Source organism: Meiothermus taiwanensis WR-220 (assembly GCF_003568585.1).
In the GTDB taxonomy this organism is placed as follows: Bacteria; Deinococcota; Deinococci; order Deinococcales; family Thermaceae; genus Meiothermus; species Meiothermus taiwanensis.
Genome location: NZ_CP021130.1, coordinates 581,617 through 599,235, shown reverse-complemented (window position 1 = coordinate 599,235; position 17,619 = coordinate 581,617). Strand labels below are relative to the sequence as shown.

Below are 17,619 nucleotides of genomic sequence, written 5' to 3'. Positions count from 1 at the left end.
CTACCGATGGAGCTACTGAGCGAGGCCGAAGTTCGGGTGCTGGGCACCCTGATTGAGAAGCAGTACGCCACCCCCGACCACTACCCCCTGACCGAGAACGCCGTGCGGCTGGGAGCCAATCAAAAAAACAACCGCCAGCCCGTTACCAACCTGAGCGAAGCCGAGGTGCGCGAGGCCCTAGACGCCCTCCAGCGCAAGCGGCTGTGCGGCATGTTCCGCGAGCACAACGCCAGGGCCCCCAAGTACCGGCAGTTTCTGGATCGGGAGTTCAAGTTAGATGCTCCTGCCACCATCCTGATGGCCCTGCTGATGCTGCGCGGCCCTCAGACCCTAGGCGAGCTGCGGGCTCGAGCCGAGAGCATGAACCACAGGTTCGCCTCGCTGCAGGAAGTGGAGGCGGTGCTACGGGGACTCATCAACCGGGCCCCCCACCCCCTGGTGACCCCACTCGAGCGCCAGCCCGGGGAACGTGAGGTGCGTTATGCCCATCTGCTGGCTGGAAAGCCAACCCCCTTTGTTCGCACAGAGGCCAAAAGCGAGCTCGAGCAACGTCTAGAGGCCCTGGAAGCCGAGGTTCGCGACCTGCGAGCCCAGTTAGAAGAACTCAAAAAGATGCTGAGCTGACGCCAATGCCTATTCAGGGAAGATCCTGTGGGCGGTTGGCGTTTAGAAATAAATAAGAACCAAAGCGGGCCTCGAGCGCGCGCTTGTCCAGGGTTATCAGGGGAATGTCATGCAGCAGCGCTTGTATCTTGAGGTTGCCCGCCTCAAGGCGGCGCAAAACCTCGCCCTCGAGCGATCTGTGGTACAGCGCCCCCAACGGTTCGTATAAATCGCCCGAAACCGCCACCACCGCCTGGATACCGGCCCGGGCGTGCTCGAGCATAAATAACCAGAAGTCCCGGCTCAGAAAAGGCTGATCGCAGGCGGCCACCGCCACCCAGTCTTCCCGTGCGTGCGCGAGGGCTGCATGCAACCCCGACAGGGTATTCCCCCCCGGCCAGAGGTCGGGGTAGACCTCGAGCCCTGGATAGGGCCGGTTGGCGATCACCAGACGCTCGGAGGCCCCGGCCATCGAGTCCAGCACCCAGGCGATAAGCGGCCTGCCTTTGTATATGTACAGCGCCTTGTCTTGCCCAAACCGGCTGGAGACCCCCCCTGCCAGAACTGCCCCACTCCACCGCATCGCCACCAATATAGTTTGGAATCAGGCCTCCAGCGGCACACAAACCAAATCTTCCATTCATCATCAGTTTTTTGCTATTCTCCTGACAATCTCCTGACATGAGACCGACAAGCTATTCCTCGGAGAGCAGCACTGTATTTGTGCTGTGCCAACCACTGCCAAGGAGGCTTTTGATGAGAAAACTTCTAGTTACAACCGCTGCGCTGCTAGGGCTGGCTAGCTCTGGCTTGGCACAGGTCAACCTGACCGGGGCTGGGGCCACCTTTCCTTTCCCGGTTTTATCGAAATATTTCGATGAATACCTCAAAGTCACCAACAACCAGGTGCGCGTCAACTACCAGTCCATTGGTTCAGGTGGGGGCCAGCGCCAGTTTATCGAACAGACCGTACACTTTGGCGTCTCCGACAACCCCTTCAACGACCAGCAGATGGCCGATATCCGGCGGAATACCGGTTCACCTGCGCTGAATATTCCCTTTGTGCTGGGGGCGGTAGTGCCTACCTATAACCTGCCTGGGGTAACCCAGCGCCTGAACTTCACCGGTGAGGTTCTAGCCGATATCTTCTTAGGCAACATCAAGACCTGGAACGATCCCGCCATCGCCAGGCTGAACGAGGGCGTCCGCCTGCCACCGCTCCCCATCACAGTAGTACACCGTTCCGACGGCTCGGGCACCACCTTTGTCTGGACAGACTACCTCTCCAAGGTCTCGCCCGAGTGGGCCCAGAAGGTGGGGCGGGGCAACAGCGTAAACTGGCTGCCGGCTAACAAAGTAGGTGCGCGCGGCAACGAAGGGGTGGCTGGTGTGGTGCGCAACACCCCCGGTGCGATTGGTTACAACGAGGTGACCTACGCTATACAGAACCGCATCCAGTTTGGGGCGGTACAGAACCGCGCGGGCCGCTTTATAGTGGCCGAACTACCCGCCATCACCGCCGCCGCCAACGTAGTGCTGCCGGGTGATGCCCGGGTTTCCCTGACCGATACCCAGGCCCCTGATGGGTATCCCATCTCCAGCTTCGCCTACATGCTGGTCTACGAGCAACTGGACAAAAACAAAGCCTTCAAGAGCGAGGCCGAGGCCCGGGCTTTTGTGCAGCTCCTTAAGTGGATGGTGACCGACGCACAAAAGTTCAATGAGCCCCTCACCTATGCCCGCCTTACTGAGGTAGCCCAGGCCCGTGCGCTGGCCTTGATCTCGCGCATCACCTACCAGGGCAAACCCATCGGTCGGGAGATCGTAGGCCGTTAGGTGTTGGAGGGAGGTGGGGGTCTCGCAGGCTCCCACCTCTTTTGTAAACTAAAGGCGTGCGCATGCAACAGGCTCCCGTGCAATCTTCCCTTATCAAACAGACTCCTTCGGCGATTTACCGCCTGTGGGGCGATCGTATTTTTCTAAGCGTAGTCTTGCTTTTAGCGCTCAGCATCGTCGCTTTGACCCTGGGGCTGGGGTACTACCTGTACCTAGGCGGGTCACAAGCTATCAACAAAGAAGGTTTTTGGGGTTTCTTGACCGGCACCACCTGGGATCCGGCCTTGAAGCTCGAGTTTGGCATCTGGCCCTATGTTTTAGGAACCCTTATCACCAGCTTCGCCGCCCTGCTGGTATCCTTTCCCATAGCCCTCGCAGCGGCGATTTTTACCGCAGAGTATGCCCCCCGCTGGCTGGCCGGCTTCATCAACTACCTGGTAGACCTGATGGCAGCGGTACCTAGTGTGGTGTATGGCATCTGGGGCATTTTCGTACTGGCACCCTTCCTGCGCGAGGTCATCTACATGCCCACCTTCCTGTGGGCTGCCGAGAAGGCGCCTGGGCTGGTACCTTTTTTAGGCAATCCCGCAGGCTACGGGATGTTTACCGGCGTCGTGATCCTCTCCAGCATGATCATACCCTTCACGGCAGCGCTTTCGCGGGATGCGATTGCCCTGGTTCCGGCCGCCCAACGCGAGGGGGCCTATGCACTGGGGGCCACCCGCTGGGAGGTGATGCAGACGGTTATCCTGCCCTATGCCAGGGGGGGTATTTTCGCCGGGGCCATGCTGGCTCTGGGCCGTGCGCTGGGCGAGACGATGGCGGTGGCGATGGTCATTGGCAACAGCAATGTCCTGCCCTACACCCTCTTTGGCCCGGCCTCGACCATGCCCGCCGTGATCGCGCTCGAGCTGAAAGAAGCCGTGGAAGACCTGCACTATTCAGCCATTATCGGGGTGGGCTTTTATCTCTTCTTGATCGCATTTATCGTCAATGTCGCTGCCAGCTATCTGCTCAACAAACTCAAAGTAGGGAGCCAAAGGGCTTAGAGGAGTGACCATGCGCAGTCTTCAAGCACGCTACACCCGCGACCGTCTAATCCTCATTGTGGTGATTGCCGGAACCATCCTGGCCGCCCTGCCGCTTACCCTGGTACTTGGCTATGCTCTGGTCAACGGCTTTTCTTCACTCAACTGGGACTTTTTCACCAAAGGCCCCAAACCCCCCGGCGAACTAGGGGGGGGGATGGCTCCCGCCATCGTCGGCACCCTCATCATCACTGGAACCGGCCTGTTAATCGCCACCCCTTTTGGCATCGCCGCCGGTATTTTGCTGGCCGAGTATCCCGAGAATAAACTCAATCCTACCCTGCGCCTGCTATCCGACACCCTCAACGGAATGCCCGCGGTTCTAAAGGGACTGCTGGCCTATGTGCTGGTGGTCAAGGCCCAGGGCTCCTTTTCCGGCCTCTCGGGGGCAGTGGCCATGGCCTTTATCATGGTTCCCATCATTGCTAAAACCACCGAGAGCGTGCTTAAGCTGGTACCCTGGAACATTCGCGAGGCGGGGCTGGCCTTGGGACTGCCGCGTTGGCGGGTTATCTTGTCGCTGGTTCTGCCAGCGGCCCGAGCAGGGGTGGTGACCGGGTTGTTGCTGGCAACGGCCAGGGCTGCAGGAGAAGCCGCCCCGCTGATCTTTACCGCTTTCGGGAACTCCTTGCTCACTTACAACCTATTGCAGCCCATGGACACCCTGCCCTTGCGCCTGTATGCCTATGCCATTAGCCCTTATGAAGACTGGCATCGCCAGGCCTGGGCAGCGGCGGTGGTGCTGTTGGGTCTAATTGTGCTAACCAGCCTGTTGGCCCGCTGGGTGACCCGCGGGCGCTAGGAGAGTTGGAAATGATGCGTGAATTCAAACCCATGGCCAGTTCCGAGATGACCCTTGATCCCAGTCTCAAAACCCGCATCGAGACCCGCCATGTGACCGTAATATACGGACAGAAGGCGGGCGTAAAAGACGTAACCATGCCGATCTACGCCAACAAGGTGACCGCTTTGATCGGGCCTTCGGGTTGTGGCAAGACCACTTTTCTACGATCCCTAAACCGCATGCACGACCTAACCCCCAGCGCCCGCGTGACCGGAGAGGTCTTGTTGGATGGCATTAACGTCTATGCTGCTGGGGTAGACCCGGTGGAGGTGCGGCGCAAAATCGGGATGGTTTTCCAAAAACCCAATCCCTTTCCGACCCTCTCCATTTACGGCAACGTAGTAGCAGGCTTGCGGCTGGTAGGCATTCGCAAAAAATCCCTTTTAGACGAGGCAGCCGAACGCGCCCTGAGGCAGGCAGCCCTGTGGGATGAGGTCAAAGACCGGCTCCATGCCCCCAGCATGAGCCTCTCAGGAGGACAGCAGCAACGCCTGTGCATCGCCCGGGCCCTTGCCGTTGAGCCCGAGGTCTTGTTGATGGACGAGCCTACCAGCGCACTAGACCCCATCTCCACCCAGTCCATCGAGGATCTGCTAACCGAACTTAAGAACCACGTTACCATCGTTATCGTAACCCACAATATGCAGCAAGCAGGCCGGGTATCGGACTTCACCGGCTACTTCCTGAATGGTGAGATGGTGGAGTTTGGCCCCACCAGCCTCTTGTTCACCACACCTAAGGACAAGCGCACCGAAGCCTATATCACTGGACGCTTCGGCTAAGCCGCGCCGAGATCCACAGGGGAAGGCGGCGAACCAACCTGACCGAAGGTAGTGCTCTAGAATGTTTCCCACGAATACCCAGCACAGCGTATTTTGCTGTACTGGGTAAAATGCCTGCCACCGTTAGGTTTCCTCAGACCTTGAGCTTGTGAATCACATGCCCGGCCACCCCCCTACGCCTCTTGCATGAACACAGATGCACTATGGGGTCAACCGGTCTGCTCAGGCTCTGTTCGTTTGGGTGGTTCGGCAAAGTTAAGGCCGTTGTATTTTTTTTGGCAGACATCTATGCCCTCGGTAGCCCAGGTCTGTACTGCTTCGGCAGCCGTCTGGATCACTTTGTCTATCACCGGTACAAAATCGGGGTGAAAACCCGTCAGTACCCAGGCTGCACCATCCTGGGGTCTAGGTGGTTTACCTATCCCGATACGCAAACGATGGAATTCTCTGGTTCCCAAATGGGCTGCAATAGATTCCAGGCCATAATTCCCCGCGCTGCTCCCACCCACCTTGAATCGCAAGCGTCCGGGTGGTAGATCCATTTCATCGTGAACAACCAGAATGTGGCTGGGTTGAATTTTGTAGAAACGGGCTAGAGGAGCCACAGCTTCCCCAGTGGCGTTGTAATAGGTTGTGGGCTTGATAAGCAAACCCGAAATCCACTCACCAGAGGCTGCGCGAAACTTGACCTCAGCGATAAGGGCGTTGTCCTTGTGCTGGAAGTTTGAACCAAGGCGATCCAGTACCCAAAACCCCACATTGTGCTTGGTGTGGGCGTATTGCAGGCCGGGGTTTCCCTGTCCTACGATCAAGAACATAACTTTGTTGTTTGGAGTTTGTTGCACTGGGTTCTCCGAGAACCACTTTATACCGGATTCAAAAAGATAGTCATCCAAAGCAAAGACCTCCAGAGGCTATCTTTTTGAATCCTAGAGCACTCCCGTTGGTCGGGTTAGTTCGCCGCCTTCCGGCGCCGAACTAACCGAATCTGGTATTACTAAAGCCCAAGGCGCTAAAAGAAAGGGCCGAGAGACCGCTCTGGCTCTCGACCCCTGGGCTGCTCGAGGGATGGTTACTTCTCTTCCTCGGTCTTGCCCTTCTTGATGACTTCAACCTCGGCAGGAGCTTCGGCGGCCTGGGCTTCCAGCTTCTCAACGTCCTCAGGCGGCACGATGGCCACGATGGTATCGCGGGGGTTCATGGCCAGGGTTACACCTTGCGGAAGGCTGAGCTCATCGGCATGGATGCTATCACCAATCCGCAGATGGCTTACGTTGACCTCAATGTAGGGGGGAATAGCTTTGGGCGAAACCTTGACCTGAACGTCATTGTTGACAAGCTGCAGCACACCCCCTTCACGCACGCCCTGCGCGGTGCCCTCGATCTTGACTGGAATCCACATCAGCACGGGCTCATCGGAAAGGGCGTAGAAGTCGACGTGCTCGGGGCGACGGCGGCGCTTATCCAGGTTAACCTGGCGCACCAGGGTATCCACAGTTTTTCCGTTCTCGAGCTCGAGGGTAATCACGTGGTGGATCCCAGCAGCCATAAAGACCTTGTTAAACTCCTTGAGATCTACCGTAACTTTGTAGTTTTCGCTGCGGTTGTAAACCACCCCCGGCAGCTTGCCGGCGTCGCGCAGGGCCATGGGTTTTTCATTCCCACGGATTTGGGCTTTGATGCGGTATTCCATTCCCTTCCTCCAAAACTTTTCCGTTGCCAGCACTGGCCAGCTCTGGATTTTTATCTGCTCACACCACCCCAGCCAAGCAGGGTTCAAAACACAAGCCTTCAAAGTCTACCATAATCCCCGGCCACTCGAAAAGCCTATCTATTCGGCATCTACATTAGGATCCCCCTATACGTTTTCGACGTAATTCAGGCATCGTTACAGCAGCAAGCCGATGTCGGAATAGAGTTCGGTTTTGCAAAAAATGCCTTTTTATTTGGTTTTGTTCTATGGTTTACAAGCCCTGGACAAAACCTTGATTATGTTATAGTCTAAATCCATCCGATTTGGTACAACCAAACGGGGGAAGGAAGCAAACGTAAAAGAACTGAAGAACTGACCGCAACGCACCAAAACGAGCCGACCGAAACCCCAAGCCCCTACCCAGCGCGCCCCTGTGGTGCAGACCGCAACGCATGTGAACGATGAAAACGCTCGAGAATCCCCCACCCCCTACCAGGCCCAGCCCGTTTGCAGCGGCCATAGCGTAGGTTCTTATGGCCCAACAAACAATCCACCCTTCAAAAACCCACAGCATCTGACCGTAACGTACAAGGAGAACCAAACATGTCCACCAACCTAGTCTTCATCAGTGGCGTTTTGAGCAAACACCACCTTCGCTATACCCCCAAAGGCACCCCGGTGCTCGAGGTCACCCTCGTTGGCAAACGCGCCGTTGGCAATGAGCACATCTTCTCCCGCGCCGATCTGACCTTTTATGGCAAGATGGCCGAGCACTGGGCCAATTATCTAGTAGATGGAGAAGCCTATCAGGCGATGGGCCGCCTGGTCTACGAGTCCTGGGAGGCCGATGGACAAAAAGGTTCGCGCCTGCGCATCGTGGGCGAAGATCTCTTCAAACTGGAAAACGCCGATGTGCGCCAGGAAGAACAGGGCCCGGTGCTCTACGGGGCCGAGAACCGGGTGATTCTGTCCGGTGGCCTGACCACCGACCCGGAGATCCGCCAGACCCCGCGCAAGACCCTGGTAGCCAGGGCCAGCCTGGGCTTCTCGAGCTGGGACGCTACAGCCAGGCAAGCCAAAAGCCATTACGTTGAGCTGGAAGCCTGGCGCGAGCAGGCAGCACAGTTTAGCAGCCTGAAGAAGGGCTCGCCGCTGCTGCTGGAAGGCGCGCTCAAAACCGAAGTCTGGGAAGACCCAGAAAGCAAAACCAAGCGCTACAAGCGGGTTGTAGAAGTCCAGCGCGTAACCCCCCTGGCCCGTATCCGCCCCGCTGAGCGAGCCCAGGAAGTGCCTGAGCGCCCTACCAAGTCCAAACGCAAGACCAAAGCCGCCTAGAGCAGCCACAACCTTCGGGATTCTAGCCGTCGCCGGGTTTTGGGTGGACATTCGGGCCGTCCACCCAAATTCCTGTGAAGATGCCCGCACAGTACCCCACGGGAAGCTTCGCCCGTTGTCTAATTTTGAAGACCTGCTTGCGCTTCCCGTGAGGGCCCCTGATAAAGGGGAATCAGCGGTAGGGCATCCTGAGGTTTCAACCCAGCCGCTCGTAGGCCGGAAGGGTCAGGAATTCTTTGAACTCCGGCTGCAATACCAGTTCGTCCAGGAGCTGGGCGGCCTCTTCCAGGTTCTTCAGGCCCGCCAGCTTGGCCATCTCTTCCTGCTTGAGCTTTGCGTATAGCTCCTGAGTAAAGGTGCGTCCATCGTCCAGCCGGGCCCCTTTGCGGAGCCACTGCCACAGTTGCGAGCGGGAAATCTCGGCCGTAGCGGCGTCTTCCATCAGGTTGAAGATGGCCACCGCACCGCTTCCACCCAGCCAGGCAGCTATGTACTGCAACCCCACGCTGATGTTGTTGCGAATCCCCGCCTCGGTAATCTTGCCGCCCGGCACCTCGAAGTTAATCAAGTCCTCGGCCTTTATCTTGCCGTCCACATCCTCGCGCAGGCGGTCTTTCTGGTGGGGTTTATCGCCCAGCACCTTATCGAATACCGCCATGGCCACCGGCACCAGGTCGGGGTGGGCCACCCAGGTGCCATCGAAACCGTCTCCTGCCTCCCGCTCCTTATCTTTGGTGACCTGCTCGATGGCCCTGGCGTTTACCTCAGGGTCTTTGCGGCTGGGGATGAAGGCCGACATCCCCCCAATGGCGTGGGCTCCGCGCTTGTGGCAGGTGCGCACCAGCAGCTCGGTGTAGGCCCGCATGAAGGGCACGGTCATGGTGACCTGGGCGCGGTCGGGGAAGAGCACCTCGTGGGTGGCAAACTTCTTGATGCAGCTAAAGATGTAGTCCCAGCGCCCTGCGTTGAGGCCGGCGGCGTGCTCGCGCAGCTCGTAGAGGATTTCCTCCATCTCGAAGGCGGCCAGAATGGTCTCGATGAGCACCGTGGCCCGGATGGTGCCCTGGGGAATGCCCATATAGCTCTGGGCAAACTTGAAGACGTCGTTCCAGAGGCGGGCCTCGAGGTGGCTCTCCAGCTTGGGCAGGTAGAAGTAGGGGCCGCTACCCCGCTTCAAGAGCTCATGGGCGTTGTGGAAGAAGTAAAGCCCGAAGTCGAAGAGGCTCGCTGAGATGGGCTCGTCATCCACCAGGAGGTGCCGCTCCACCAGGTGCCAGCCCCGCGGGCGCACCACCAGGGTGGCGATTTTCTCACCCAGCTTGTACTCCTTCTCGGGGGTGCTCAGGTGGATGGTACGGCGCACCGCATCCATCAGGTTTTGCTGGCCCTGCACCACGTTTTCCCAGGTGGGCGAGAGCGCGTCCTCGCAGTCGGCCATGAAGACCTTGGCCCCGGAGTTAAGGGCATTGATCATCATCTTGCGTTCGGTGGGGCCGGTAATCTCCACCCGGCGGTCGTTGAGGTCGGGGGGGGCGGGGGCCACCTTCCAGTCCCCTTCCCGGATGAACCGGGTGTGCTCGAGGAAGCCGGGCTTTTCGCCCGCCTGGATGCGCTGGGCCACCTCAGCGCGACGCTGCAACAAACCCTTACGTACCGCGTTAAACTCACGCTGGAGCCCAGCCAGAAAAGCCAGGGCCTCGGGGGTCAGCACCGTATCAGAGGCAGGGAGTTTGGGGCCTACAATTTGCACACCTTTGGGCATCTCGCTCATAGCAGTCTCCTGTCAAACCACCGGGTGCACGGCTTGCTCAAAGCCTAGCCGCAGTCGAAGCGGTTTGTCAATCTGCGAGATTATTTTCCATTTGTTGAAAAAATGACCCGGCTCCCCTATGCTAAAGCCATGAACACCAAACGCCGCCCAGGTCGCAGCCGCTCCACCGAGGTGGGCGAGGTACGGACGCTCGAGCGCGGCCTGCACCTGCTGGAAGTCCTCTCCGAAGCCGAGACCCTCTCCCTTTCAGAACTAGCCCGCAGAACCGAGCTCTCCCCCAGCACCGCCTACCGGCTCCTGGAAACCCTGCGCCGTCGCGGCTTTGCCGACTGGGATGAGTCCAAGGGCCTCTGGAAGGTAGGGCTACGGGCTTATCAGGTGGGTTCGGCCTTCCTGACACGGGGTGGGCTGATTGATGCCGCCATGCCCGAGATGGAAAAGCTGGTGGACGAGCTGAATGAAACCGTCAACCTGGCTGTGCTAGATGGCAACGAGGTTATTTATATTGCACAGGTCGAGGGGCGACAGCTCATCCGTATGTTCACCCGCATCGGGGCCAGGGCCCCCATCTACTGCACCGGGGTGGGCAAAGCCCTGCTCATGGAACACAGCGAGCCGGAGATCCGCCGGATTGTAGGCGCGGGGCCCTTCAAACCCTACACGGCCAAGACCATCACCACCCTGGAAGGCTTCTTGCAAACCTTGCAGGAAGCCCGCCAACAACGCTATGTGTTAGATGACGAAGAGCGCGAAGACGGGGTGCGCTGCATTGCAGCCCCCATCCACGACAACCGGGGCAAGGTGGTCGCCTCCATGTCGCTATCGGCGCCCACCACCCGCGTTCCCAACGAGCGCCTGCCCGAACTCGGCGCGCGGGTACGCCAGGCCGCCGATGCCGTCTCAGCCCGGCTGGGCTGGTCGGGTTAATTCTGCCAGCTAACCGATGCGGGCCTCTATGTACTCCCGCTCCCCAGCCACAATCTGCCGGGCCAGCTCGAGATCCTTGGGATACTCCTTGCCCCGATTAATTAGATAGGTCTCGTAGCGCCCAATCTCAAAGTGCTCCACCACCCGCTTGAGGGCTTTGCCCAGGTCGAATTCTTTGCAGGAAAAAATGTCCACGCTAATAAAACGCTCACTGGGAAAGGTGTGTATGGCAATGTGGCTCTCGGCGATGATCACCACCCCCGTAATCCCCTCCGCCTGGCCTGGCAGCGCCGGGTAGCGCTGCACCACCGGGGGCAGCACCTTGGTCATCTCCATCTCTTCGGGAAGCTGATCGAGAACCTGCCGAACGAGTTCAAAATCGGCCAGTTTTTCAGGGTTTGCGTGGTAGCCGTCAATCATCAGGTGCGGGCCAAAACCAAACAGTTCCAACCTCGTATCCTCCATAAGCTTGCGGCTTTCAAGCACAATTGCCTTGTCCGCAGCGCTTTGTCAGACGGCCACCCAAGGGGCGTCTTAACAGCCCACAATTATGGGCTCGAGGATCCAGAATGTCAATCAGCAGCCAAAAACCCCACCCTGGCGCAGCCCAGCCTCCATAACTTGGAATGAGTGTTATTAATTACACCAGTGCTGCTCCACGACCAATGTGGCCTACCGAGGTTTCCATACCTGCTCATAAACCGTTATAGTTTAGTAGAAATGAGTACGAAACCTGTTACAGGTATAGAATCTCGGAAAACGGATCGGCAGGACGCCTGGTGGATCGAGCCCCTCTTCACTGTGTTGAGCCTGGGCTTGTTCGGGCTCTACGCCTTTTGGGTCGCTCTGAATCGACAACACTATGAGTATGGGCCCTACCTATCGCCCTTCTACTCCATACCCCTACCCGGCGTTCACGCTAAAGACCTCGACTGGCTGGCCATCTCACCGGCCTTCTTAGTGCTGTGGATTCCGCTGGGCTTCCGCGCAACCTGCTACTACTACCGCAAAGCCTACTACAGGGCTTTCTTCTGGGATCCCCCGGCCTGTGCCGTACCCGAGCTGCGCAAGGCCTACAAAGGTGAACGGGCTTTCCCCTTTGTGCTCAACAACCTGCACCGCTACTTCTGGTATCTCTCGGTGCCGGTGGTGGCCTTCCTGTGGTACGACGCCATCAAGGCCTTTTTCTTTGAGGATGGCTTTGGTATTGGCGTCGGGAGCCTGATCATGCTGGGCAACGTGATCCTGCTCTCATACTACACTTTCTCCTGCCATGCCTGGCGGCACCTGGCGGGCGGCTGCCTCAACTGCATGTCCAAGCACAAGACCCGCTATACCCTGTGGCAGCGCATCAGCCGCATTAACGAGAGCCACGGCTTCTGGGGCGTGGTCAGCATGCTCTCGGTGTGGTTCACCGATGTCTATATCCGCCTGTGCTCTATGGGCACCATCACCGATATTCGCCTGTTCTAAAGGGAGCCAAGTATGGAATCCTATACCATCCACGACTATGACGTACTGGTAATCGGCGCCGGTGGGGCCGGTTTACGGGCCGCCATCGCGGCCATCGAGCAAGGGGCCAGGGTGGGGGTGGTTACCAAGAGCCTGCTGGGCAAGGCCCACACCGTGATGGCTGAGGGAGGCATGGCGGCCGCCATGGGCAACGTGCGCCCGGAAGACAACTGGAAGGTGCATTTCCGCGACACCCTCAAAGGCGGGGGCATGCTCAACAACTGGAAGATGGTGATGAACTACACCAAGGAAGCCCCCGACCGGGTGCGGGAGCTAGAACGCTGGGGCGCGGTCTTCGACCGCACCCCCGATGGCCGGATCAACCAGCGCAACTTCGGGGGACACTCCTACCCCCGGCTGGCCCACGTGGGCGACCGCACCGGCCTCGAGCTCATCCGCACCCTGCAAGACCACGCGGTGAAGATGGGCATCCATGCCCACATGGAGACCACCATCTACCGCCTCCTGACCGACGCCGGTCGGGTGGTGGGAGCCCTGGGCTTTAATCGCCAGACCGGGGAGTTCCTGGTCTTCCGGGCCAAGGCGGTGGTGCTGGCCACCGGCGGGCTGGGCCGCATCTACCAGATCACCTCCAACTCCTGGGAGTGCACCGGCGACGGCTTCTCGCTGGCTAGCATGGTGGGTGCCGATCTGATCGATATGGAGTTTATTCAGTTCCACCCCACCGGGATGGTCTGGCCCCCCAGTGTGATGGGCATTCTGGTCACTGAAGGTGTGCGGGGTGAAGGGGGTGTTCTCAAGAACAGCGAGGGCAAACGCTTCATGTTCGACAACGTGCCCGAGCGCTACAAAGGCGAGTTTGCCGAAACCGAGGAGGAGGCCGAACGCTGGCTCCAGGGCGACCGCAACGCCCGCCGCCCGCCCGAGCTATTGACCCGTGACGTGGTGGCCAGGGCCATTCGTAAAGAAGTTAACGAAGGCCGGGGTAGTCCACACGGCGGCGTCTACCTGGATATCGCCAGCCGCCGCCCCGCCGACTACATCAAAAAGAAGCTCCCCAGCATGTACCACCAGTTCATGAAGCTGGGCAACCTGGACATCACCAAAGAACCCATGGAGGTGGGCCCCACCTGCCACTATGTGATGGGCGGGGTGCGGGTCGACCCGGACACCCAGGCCACCAACGTACCGGGTCTGTACGCCGCAGGCGAGGTGGCCGGGGGGCTCCACGGGGCCAACCGCCTGGGCGGCAACTCCCTGTCCGACCTGGTGGTGTTTGGGCGGCGGGCTGGCATGGCCGCAGCCGAGTATGCCGCCAAACAGAGTGGCTCCTACCAGGTAGACGAAGCCCAGGTACGGGCCTACATCGCCGAAGCCCTGCAGCCCTTCAACAACCCCCAGGGTGAAAACCCCTTTGCGCTCATGAAAGAGCTTCGCGCCACCATGCAGAAAAACGCTGGCATTATGCGCGAAGAAGGCGAGCTAAAGGCGCAGCTCGAGATTCTGGCCAACCTTAAAAAGCGGGCCTGGAATACCTCGGTCTCGGGCAGCCGGGCCTACAACCCCGGCTGGCACACGGCTTTGGATATACGCCTAATGGTGGAGATTTCCGAGGCCGTGGTGCTGGCCGCCCTGGCCCGTAAGGAAAGCCGGGGGGGCCACGCCCGCCTCGACTACCCCGACCCCGACCCCACCTTTGCCAAAATCAACCACATCATCCGGCGCAGCAGCGATGGAACCCTTACGGTGGTGGCCGAGCCGCTGCCGGAGATGCCGGAGGAGCTGCGCAAGATAGCCGAGGCCAAAGACCTCAAAGAACTCAGCGACAAGGTAGGTGCCTGAGATGTCGACCGTCACCTTTAGAGTTTTCCGTGGGGATCGCAACGGTGGTGAGCTGAAGGACTACACCATCGAAGTGCAAGAGGGCATGGTGGTGCTGGACGCCATCCACCAGATCCAGGCCGAACAGGCCCCCGACCTGGCCTGCCGCTGGAACTGCAAGGCCGGCAAGTGCGGCTCGTGCGGGGCCGAGGTCAACGGCAAGCCCACCCTGATGTGCATGACCCGGCTGGACACCCTCGACACCAGCAAGCCCGTCACGGTGCGGCCCATGAAAACCTTCCCGGTGATCCGCGACCTGGCCACCGATGTGAAGTGGAACTACGAGGCCAACAAAAAAATCAAACCCTTCACCCCGGCCCCCAACACCGACTGGATCATGTTCCAGGAGGATGTCGACCGGGTGCAGGAATTCAGGAAGTGCATCGAGTGCTTCCTGTGTCAGAACGTCTGCCACGTGCTGCGCGAGCACGACGAAAAAACCGGCTTTATTGGGCCGCGCTTGCTGGTGCGTACCGCCAGCCTCGAGATGCACCCCCTGGACGTGGAAAACCGCCTGGATATGCTCAAAAATGAGGGGGGCATCGGCTACTGCAACATCACCAAGTGCTGCACCGAGGTCTGCCCCGAGCACATCCACATCACCGATAACGCCATCATCCCGCTCAAGGAGCGGGTGGTGGACGAGTACTACGACCCAATCCTGGGCTTCTTCCGGCGGCTGTTCGGTAGCAAAAAGCAGACGCAGGCCCCTTCCTCTGGCCAGGCAGCCGACGACTAGTACACATCAGGTCACGCCCAAACACCAGCCGCCGGCGGCTGGTGTTTTTTGTATCCAGCCAATGACCTTACCAGGCAGGCCGGTAGAGCCCCCACCCGCTCCCCTCACAAATCCTGTCCTGGTAGACTTACGCCGTGCGAATGCTTCGTGGGTCTACGCTTGGACACTCGCTCGGTCATCGGCCCACCCTGGTGCTCGGCATGGCGGTACTGCTGGCCCTGGTTCGGCTGGCGGTGGCGCTCGAGCTGCTCCCCCCCTGGGCCTATGGGGTGGGCGCCATCCTGCTCCTTGGGGTGACCCTCGAGGCGATGTTTAGAGGCTTCCAAGCGGCTCTGCTGCCGGGTATAGGGCTCCTGCTGGTTGGTATCGGGTGGGGATACGGCAACACCCCGGCCGTGTTGCTAGCCCTGCTCGGGGTGGGCGCTCTTTACTGGGCCTGGGCGCCCCGGATGAGCGAGCGCGAACAGGCCAGCTTCTGGGGCTGGGTGCTGGTCTGGCCCTCGCTGGGGCTGCTCTTGGTCTGGCAGATCTTCCCCAGCCTGTATGCCCTGTGGCTTTCATTTTTGGATCGGTTTAACTTCATCGGACAGAGCAGGTTCGCGGGGCTCCTTAACTACGAAATTCTGCTCACGCGCGATCCTCTGTTCTGGAAAGCCATGGGCAACACTTTCTGGTTCGTGATTTTTACGGTTCCGCTGGGCATTCTGCTGGCAACCGTGGTCGCGATTTTGCTCAACGAAAGGGTGCGCCTGCTGGGCTTCTTCCGCACGCTCTACTTTCTGCCCTACATTACGGCGCTCACCGCGGCTGCAGCGGTATGGGACTGGATCTATCACCCCGAGTTTGGCTTCCTCAACTGGGTGCTCGGCACGCCAGGGCTGGACTGGCTCTCCACCCCGCAGGGCATCTTTGCCCTGGCTATGGCTCCGCTGGGCATCCATCTTCAAGGCTTCTGGGCCGGGCCCAGCGTAGCCTTTGTGGCGATCATGGTGATGAGCCTGTGGCACCTGCTGGGCTACCAGGTGGTGGTCATTCTGGCCGGGCTGCAAAACATCCCCAAAGAGTACTACGAGGCCGCCCAGCTCGATGGTGCCAGCTGGTGGCAGCAGCAGCGCTACATCACCTGGCCCCTGCTCTCCCCCACTACCTTCTTTCTTTCCACGCTGGGCCTGATCGGGGCTTTTCAGGTTTTTACCCAGGTGCTGATCATGACCCCCACCGGCGGGGTCTTGCAAGACACCCTGACCATCACGTTGTATCTGTACAACAAGGGCTTCCGCGACTCCGACTTCTCCTACGCCAGCGCCATCGCGGTGGTGGTGTTTACCGTTATTCTGGTGCTCACGCTGGTACAGCAGCGGGTGCTCGAGCGCAGGGTAAACTATGAGACTTGATTTCCACAACGCAAAGGAAGGAACCCCATGACCCCCCCGTATGCCCTGAGCCGCCTGCTGATCTACCTGGTTTTGAGCGTAGGGGCCATTGCGATGGCCTTTCCTTTTTACTGGATGCTGGCTACCAGCCTGAAAAGCCCCCAGGAGGCCCAGCAGGCCCGGCCCATCTGGGTTCCCGAGCGGCTCAAGCCCGCCAACTGGAGGGTGGCCGCCCGGCTAGGTGCCGAAGGGGGCAGCCCCCTCTGGGGCGGCTACCAGGACGGCCGAAGCGTCACCTTGCGCATCTATACGGGCCGGATGGGGCCCGAGCCCCAGGTCTTTATTCCTACGGCTGTGGGCGCTTTCAGCGACCCCCGGGCCGAGGGCACCCAGATCCGCACCCGCTACCAGGAGGATCACTGGGAGATCACTTTCACCAACGTCTCGGGCGAGTCTTTCCGGCTGCTCCCGGCGGTGGTGCTGCTCTCCAAAAGCTACGCGAGCTACCGGCCCGAGCTACCCCCCGATGCGGTGCGCTCGAGCGGCGACGACTGGCGGCTGGAATGGGTCAACCTGGCCCCCGGCGCGCTGGGCTATGTCTTCCACAACTACCGCGAGGCCTGGCTGGCCGCTCCTTTTGGGCGGTATTTCTTCAACAGCTTCATAACTGCGGGAACCCAGGTGCTGGTGGGGCTGCTGCTGGCCGCCATGACCGCTTTCGCCCTGGCCCGCATCGAGTTCCCCGGTAAGAATCTGGTCTGGCTCATGATCCTGGCAACTCTGATGATTCCCGGCGAGGTGCTGCTGATTCCCAGCTACATCCTGCTCTCGAGGCTCGAGTGGATCAACACCTACTACGCCCTGGTGGTGCCCTGGCTGGCCTCGGTGTTCGGGATTTTCCTGCTGCGGCAGTTTTATCTGTCGCTCCCCAGGGATCTGTTCGATGCGGCCCGGATGGATGGGGCCAGCTACTGGACGCAGCTGGTGCGCATTGCCCTGCCGCTTTCGATACCGGGGCTGGTCACCTATGGCATCTTTACTTTTTTGGGCGCCTACAACGCCCTGCTGTGGCCTCTGATTGTGACCGACCGGCCCGAGATGTACACCATCCAGCGGGGCCTGCAGGTTTTCATCGGGGAGGCCGGCAGCGACTACGGGGCCCTGATGGCCGCCTCAACGCTGGCCATTTTGCCCATCGTGCTGGGGTATTTTCTGGCGCAAAAGCAGTTTATCCAGGGGGTGGCCCGCAGTGGAATCAAGTAGGCCCACCATGG

Annotated in this window: 17 protein-coding genes; 12 read left to right on the top strand and 5 right to left on the bottom strand. The window is 59.7% G+C overall.

Annotated features, from left to right (window positions below):
- Positions 1 to 6 precede the first annotated feature (6 nt).
- On the top strand, positions 7 to 624 hold the full coding sequence (locus MTAI_RS03050; protein ID WP_027887397.1) for a YceH family protein: 618 nt from the start codon (positions 7 to 9) through the stop codon (positions 622 to 624).
- A 13-nt stretch (positions 625 to 637) separates the two neighbouring features.
- On the opposite strand, the gene mobA is transcribed toward MTAI_RS03050, so the two are convergent.
- A complete protein-coding gene (gene mobA, locus MTAI_RS03045; RefSeq protein WP_036196925.1) occupies positions 638 to 1,186 on the bottom strand; it encodes a molybdenum cofactor guanylyltransferase in 549 nt (182 codons plus the stop codon).
- Between the two features lie 173 nt (positions 1,187 to 1,359).
- Here mobA and pstS point away from each other — a divergent pair, with 173 nt between their 5' ends.
- From pstS to pstB, 4 genes are all read left to right on the top strand, one after another.
- On the top strand, positions 1,360 to 2,439 hold the full coding sequence (gene pstS, locus MTAI_RS03040) for a phosphate ABC transporter substrate-binding protein PstS (protein WP_027887395.1): 1,080 nt from the start codon (positions 1,360 to 1,362) through the stop codon (positions 2,437 to 2,439).
- Between the two features lie 62 nt (positions 2,440 to 2,501).
- Entirely contained in the window at positions 2,502 to 3,488 is a 987-nt protein-coding gene (pstC, locus tag MTAI_RS03035; RefSeq protein ID WP_036196924.1) for a phosphate ABC transporter permease subunit PstC, read from the top strand.
- A 10-nt stretch (positions 3,489 to 3,498) separates the two neighbouring features.
- A complete protein-coding gene (gene pstA / locus MTAI_RS03030) occupies positions 3,499 to 4,329 on the top strand; it encodes a phosphate ABC transporter permease PstA (protein WP_027887393.1) in 831 nt (276 codons plus the stop codon).
- Positions 4,330 to 4,343: 14 nt separating this feature from the next.
- Positions 4,344 to 5,153 (top strand): phosphate ABC transporter ATP-binding protein PstB, encoded by an 810-nt coding sequence (gene pstB / locus MTAI_RS03025; protein ID WP_376738251.1) that lies wholly within the window; start codon positions 4,344 to 4,346, stop codon positions 5,151 to 5,153.
- 209 nt (positions 5,154 to 5,362) lie between these two features.
- On the opposite strand, the gene pth is transcribed toward pstB, so the two are convergent.
- Together pth and MTAI_RS03015 are read right to left on the bottom strand one after the other, a co-directional pair.
- Entirely contained in the window at positions 5,363 to 5,971 is a 609-nt protein-coding gene (gene pth, locus MTAI_RS03020; protein ID WP_043982241.1) for an aminoacyl-tRNA hydrolase, read from the bottom strand.
- 254 nt (positions 5,972 to 6,225) lie between these two features.
- Positions 6,226 to 6,846: a 50S ribosomal protein L25 gene (locus MTAI_RS03015; RefSeq protein ID WP_027887391.1), complete on the bottom strand. Its 621-nt coding sequence runs from the start codon at positions 6,844 to 6,846 to the stop codon at positions 6,226 to 6,228.
- A 603-nt stretch (positions 6,847 to 7,449) separates the two neighbouring features.
- Here MTAI_RS03015 and MTAI_RS03010 point away from each other — a divergent pair.
- Complete coding sequence (locus tag MTAI_RS03010; protein ID WP_027887390.1) at positions 7,450 to 8,181, top strand: single-stranded DNA-binding protein; 732 nt, start codon at positions 7,450 to 7,452, stop codon at positions 8,179 to 8,181.
- A 196-nt stretch (positions 8,182 to 8,377) separates the two neighbouring features.
- Here MTAI_RS03010 and aceB read toward each other — a convergent pair whose 3' ends face one another.
- Positions 8,378 to 9,952: a malate synthase A gene (gene aceB / locus MTAI_RS03005; RefSeq protein ID WP_027887389.1), complete on the bottom strand. Its 1,575-nt coding sequence runs from the start codon at positions 9,950 to 9,952 to the stop codon at positions 8,378 to 8,380.
- 129 nt (positions 9,953 to 10,081) lie between these two features.
- On the opposite strand from aceB, the gene MTAI_RS03000 reads away from it, so the two are divergent.
- Entirely contained in the window at positions 10,082 to 10,879 is a 798-nt protein-coding gene (locus tag MTAI_RS03000) for an IclR family transcriptional regulator (protein WP_027887388.1), read from the top strand.
- A 9-nt stretch (positions 10,880 to 10,888) separates the two neighbouring features.
- Here MTAI_RS03000 and speD read toward each other — a convergent pair whose 3' ends face one another.
- A complete protein-coding gene (gene speD, locus MTAI_RS02995) occupies positions 10,889 to 11,329 on the bottom strand; it encodes an adenosylmethionine decarboxylase (RefSeq protein WP_027887387.1) in 441 nt (146 codons plus the stop codon).
- 366 nt (positions 11,330 to 11,695) lie between these two features.
- Between speD and MTAI_RS02990 the strand changes: the two genes are divergently transcribed.
- The 5 genes from MTAI_RS02990 (at position 11,696) to MTAI_RS02970 (ending at position 17,608) form a co-directional block, all read left to right on the top strand.
- On the top strand, positions 11,696 to 12,352 hold the full coding sequence (locus MTAI_RS02990) for a succinate dehydrogenase (RefSeq protein ID WP_245453128.1): 657 nt from the start codon (positions 11,696 to 11,698) through the stop codon (positions 12,350 to 12,352).
- 12 nt (positions 12,353 to 12,364) lie between these two features.
- Positions 12,365 to 14,194: a fumarate reductase/succinate dehydrogenase flavoprotein subunit gene (locus tag MTAI_RS02985; RefSeq protein ID WP_027887385.1), complete on the top strand. Its 1,830-nt coding sequence runs from the start codon at positions 12,365 to 12,367 to the stop codon at positions 14,192 to 14,194.
- A 1-nt stretch (position 14,195) separates the two neighbouring features.
- Positions 14,196 to 14,972, top strand: coding sequence for a succinate dehydrogenase/fumarate reductase iron-sulfur subunit (locus MTAI_RS02980; RefSeq protein ID WP_027887384.1), 777 nt, complete (start codon positions 14,196 to 14,198; stop codon positions 14,970 to 14,972).
- A 140-nt stretch (positions 14,973 to 15,112) separates the two neighbouring features.
- Entirely contained in the window at positions 15,113 to 16,366 is a 1,254-nt protein-coding gene (locus MTAI_RS02975; protein WP_027887383.1) for a carbohydrate ABC transporter permease, read from the top strand.
- Positions 16,367 to 16,459: 93 nt separating this feature from the next.
- Entirely contained in the window at positions 16,460 to 17,608 is a 1,149-nt protein-coding gene (locus tag MTAI_RS02970) for a carbohydrate ABC transporter permease (protein WP_063843309.1), read from the top strand.
- Positions 17,609 to 17,619: the final 11 nt, after the last annotated feature.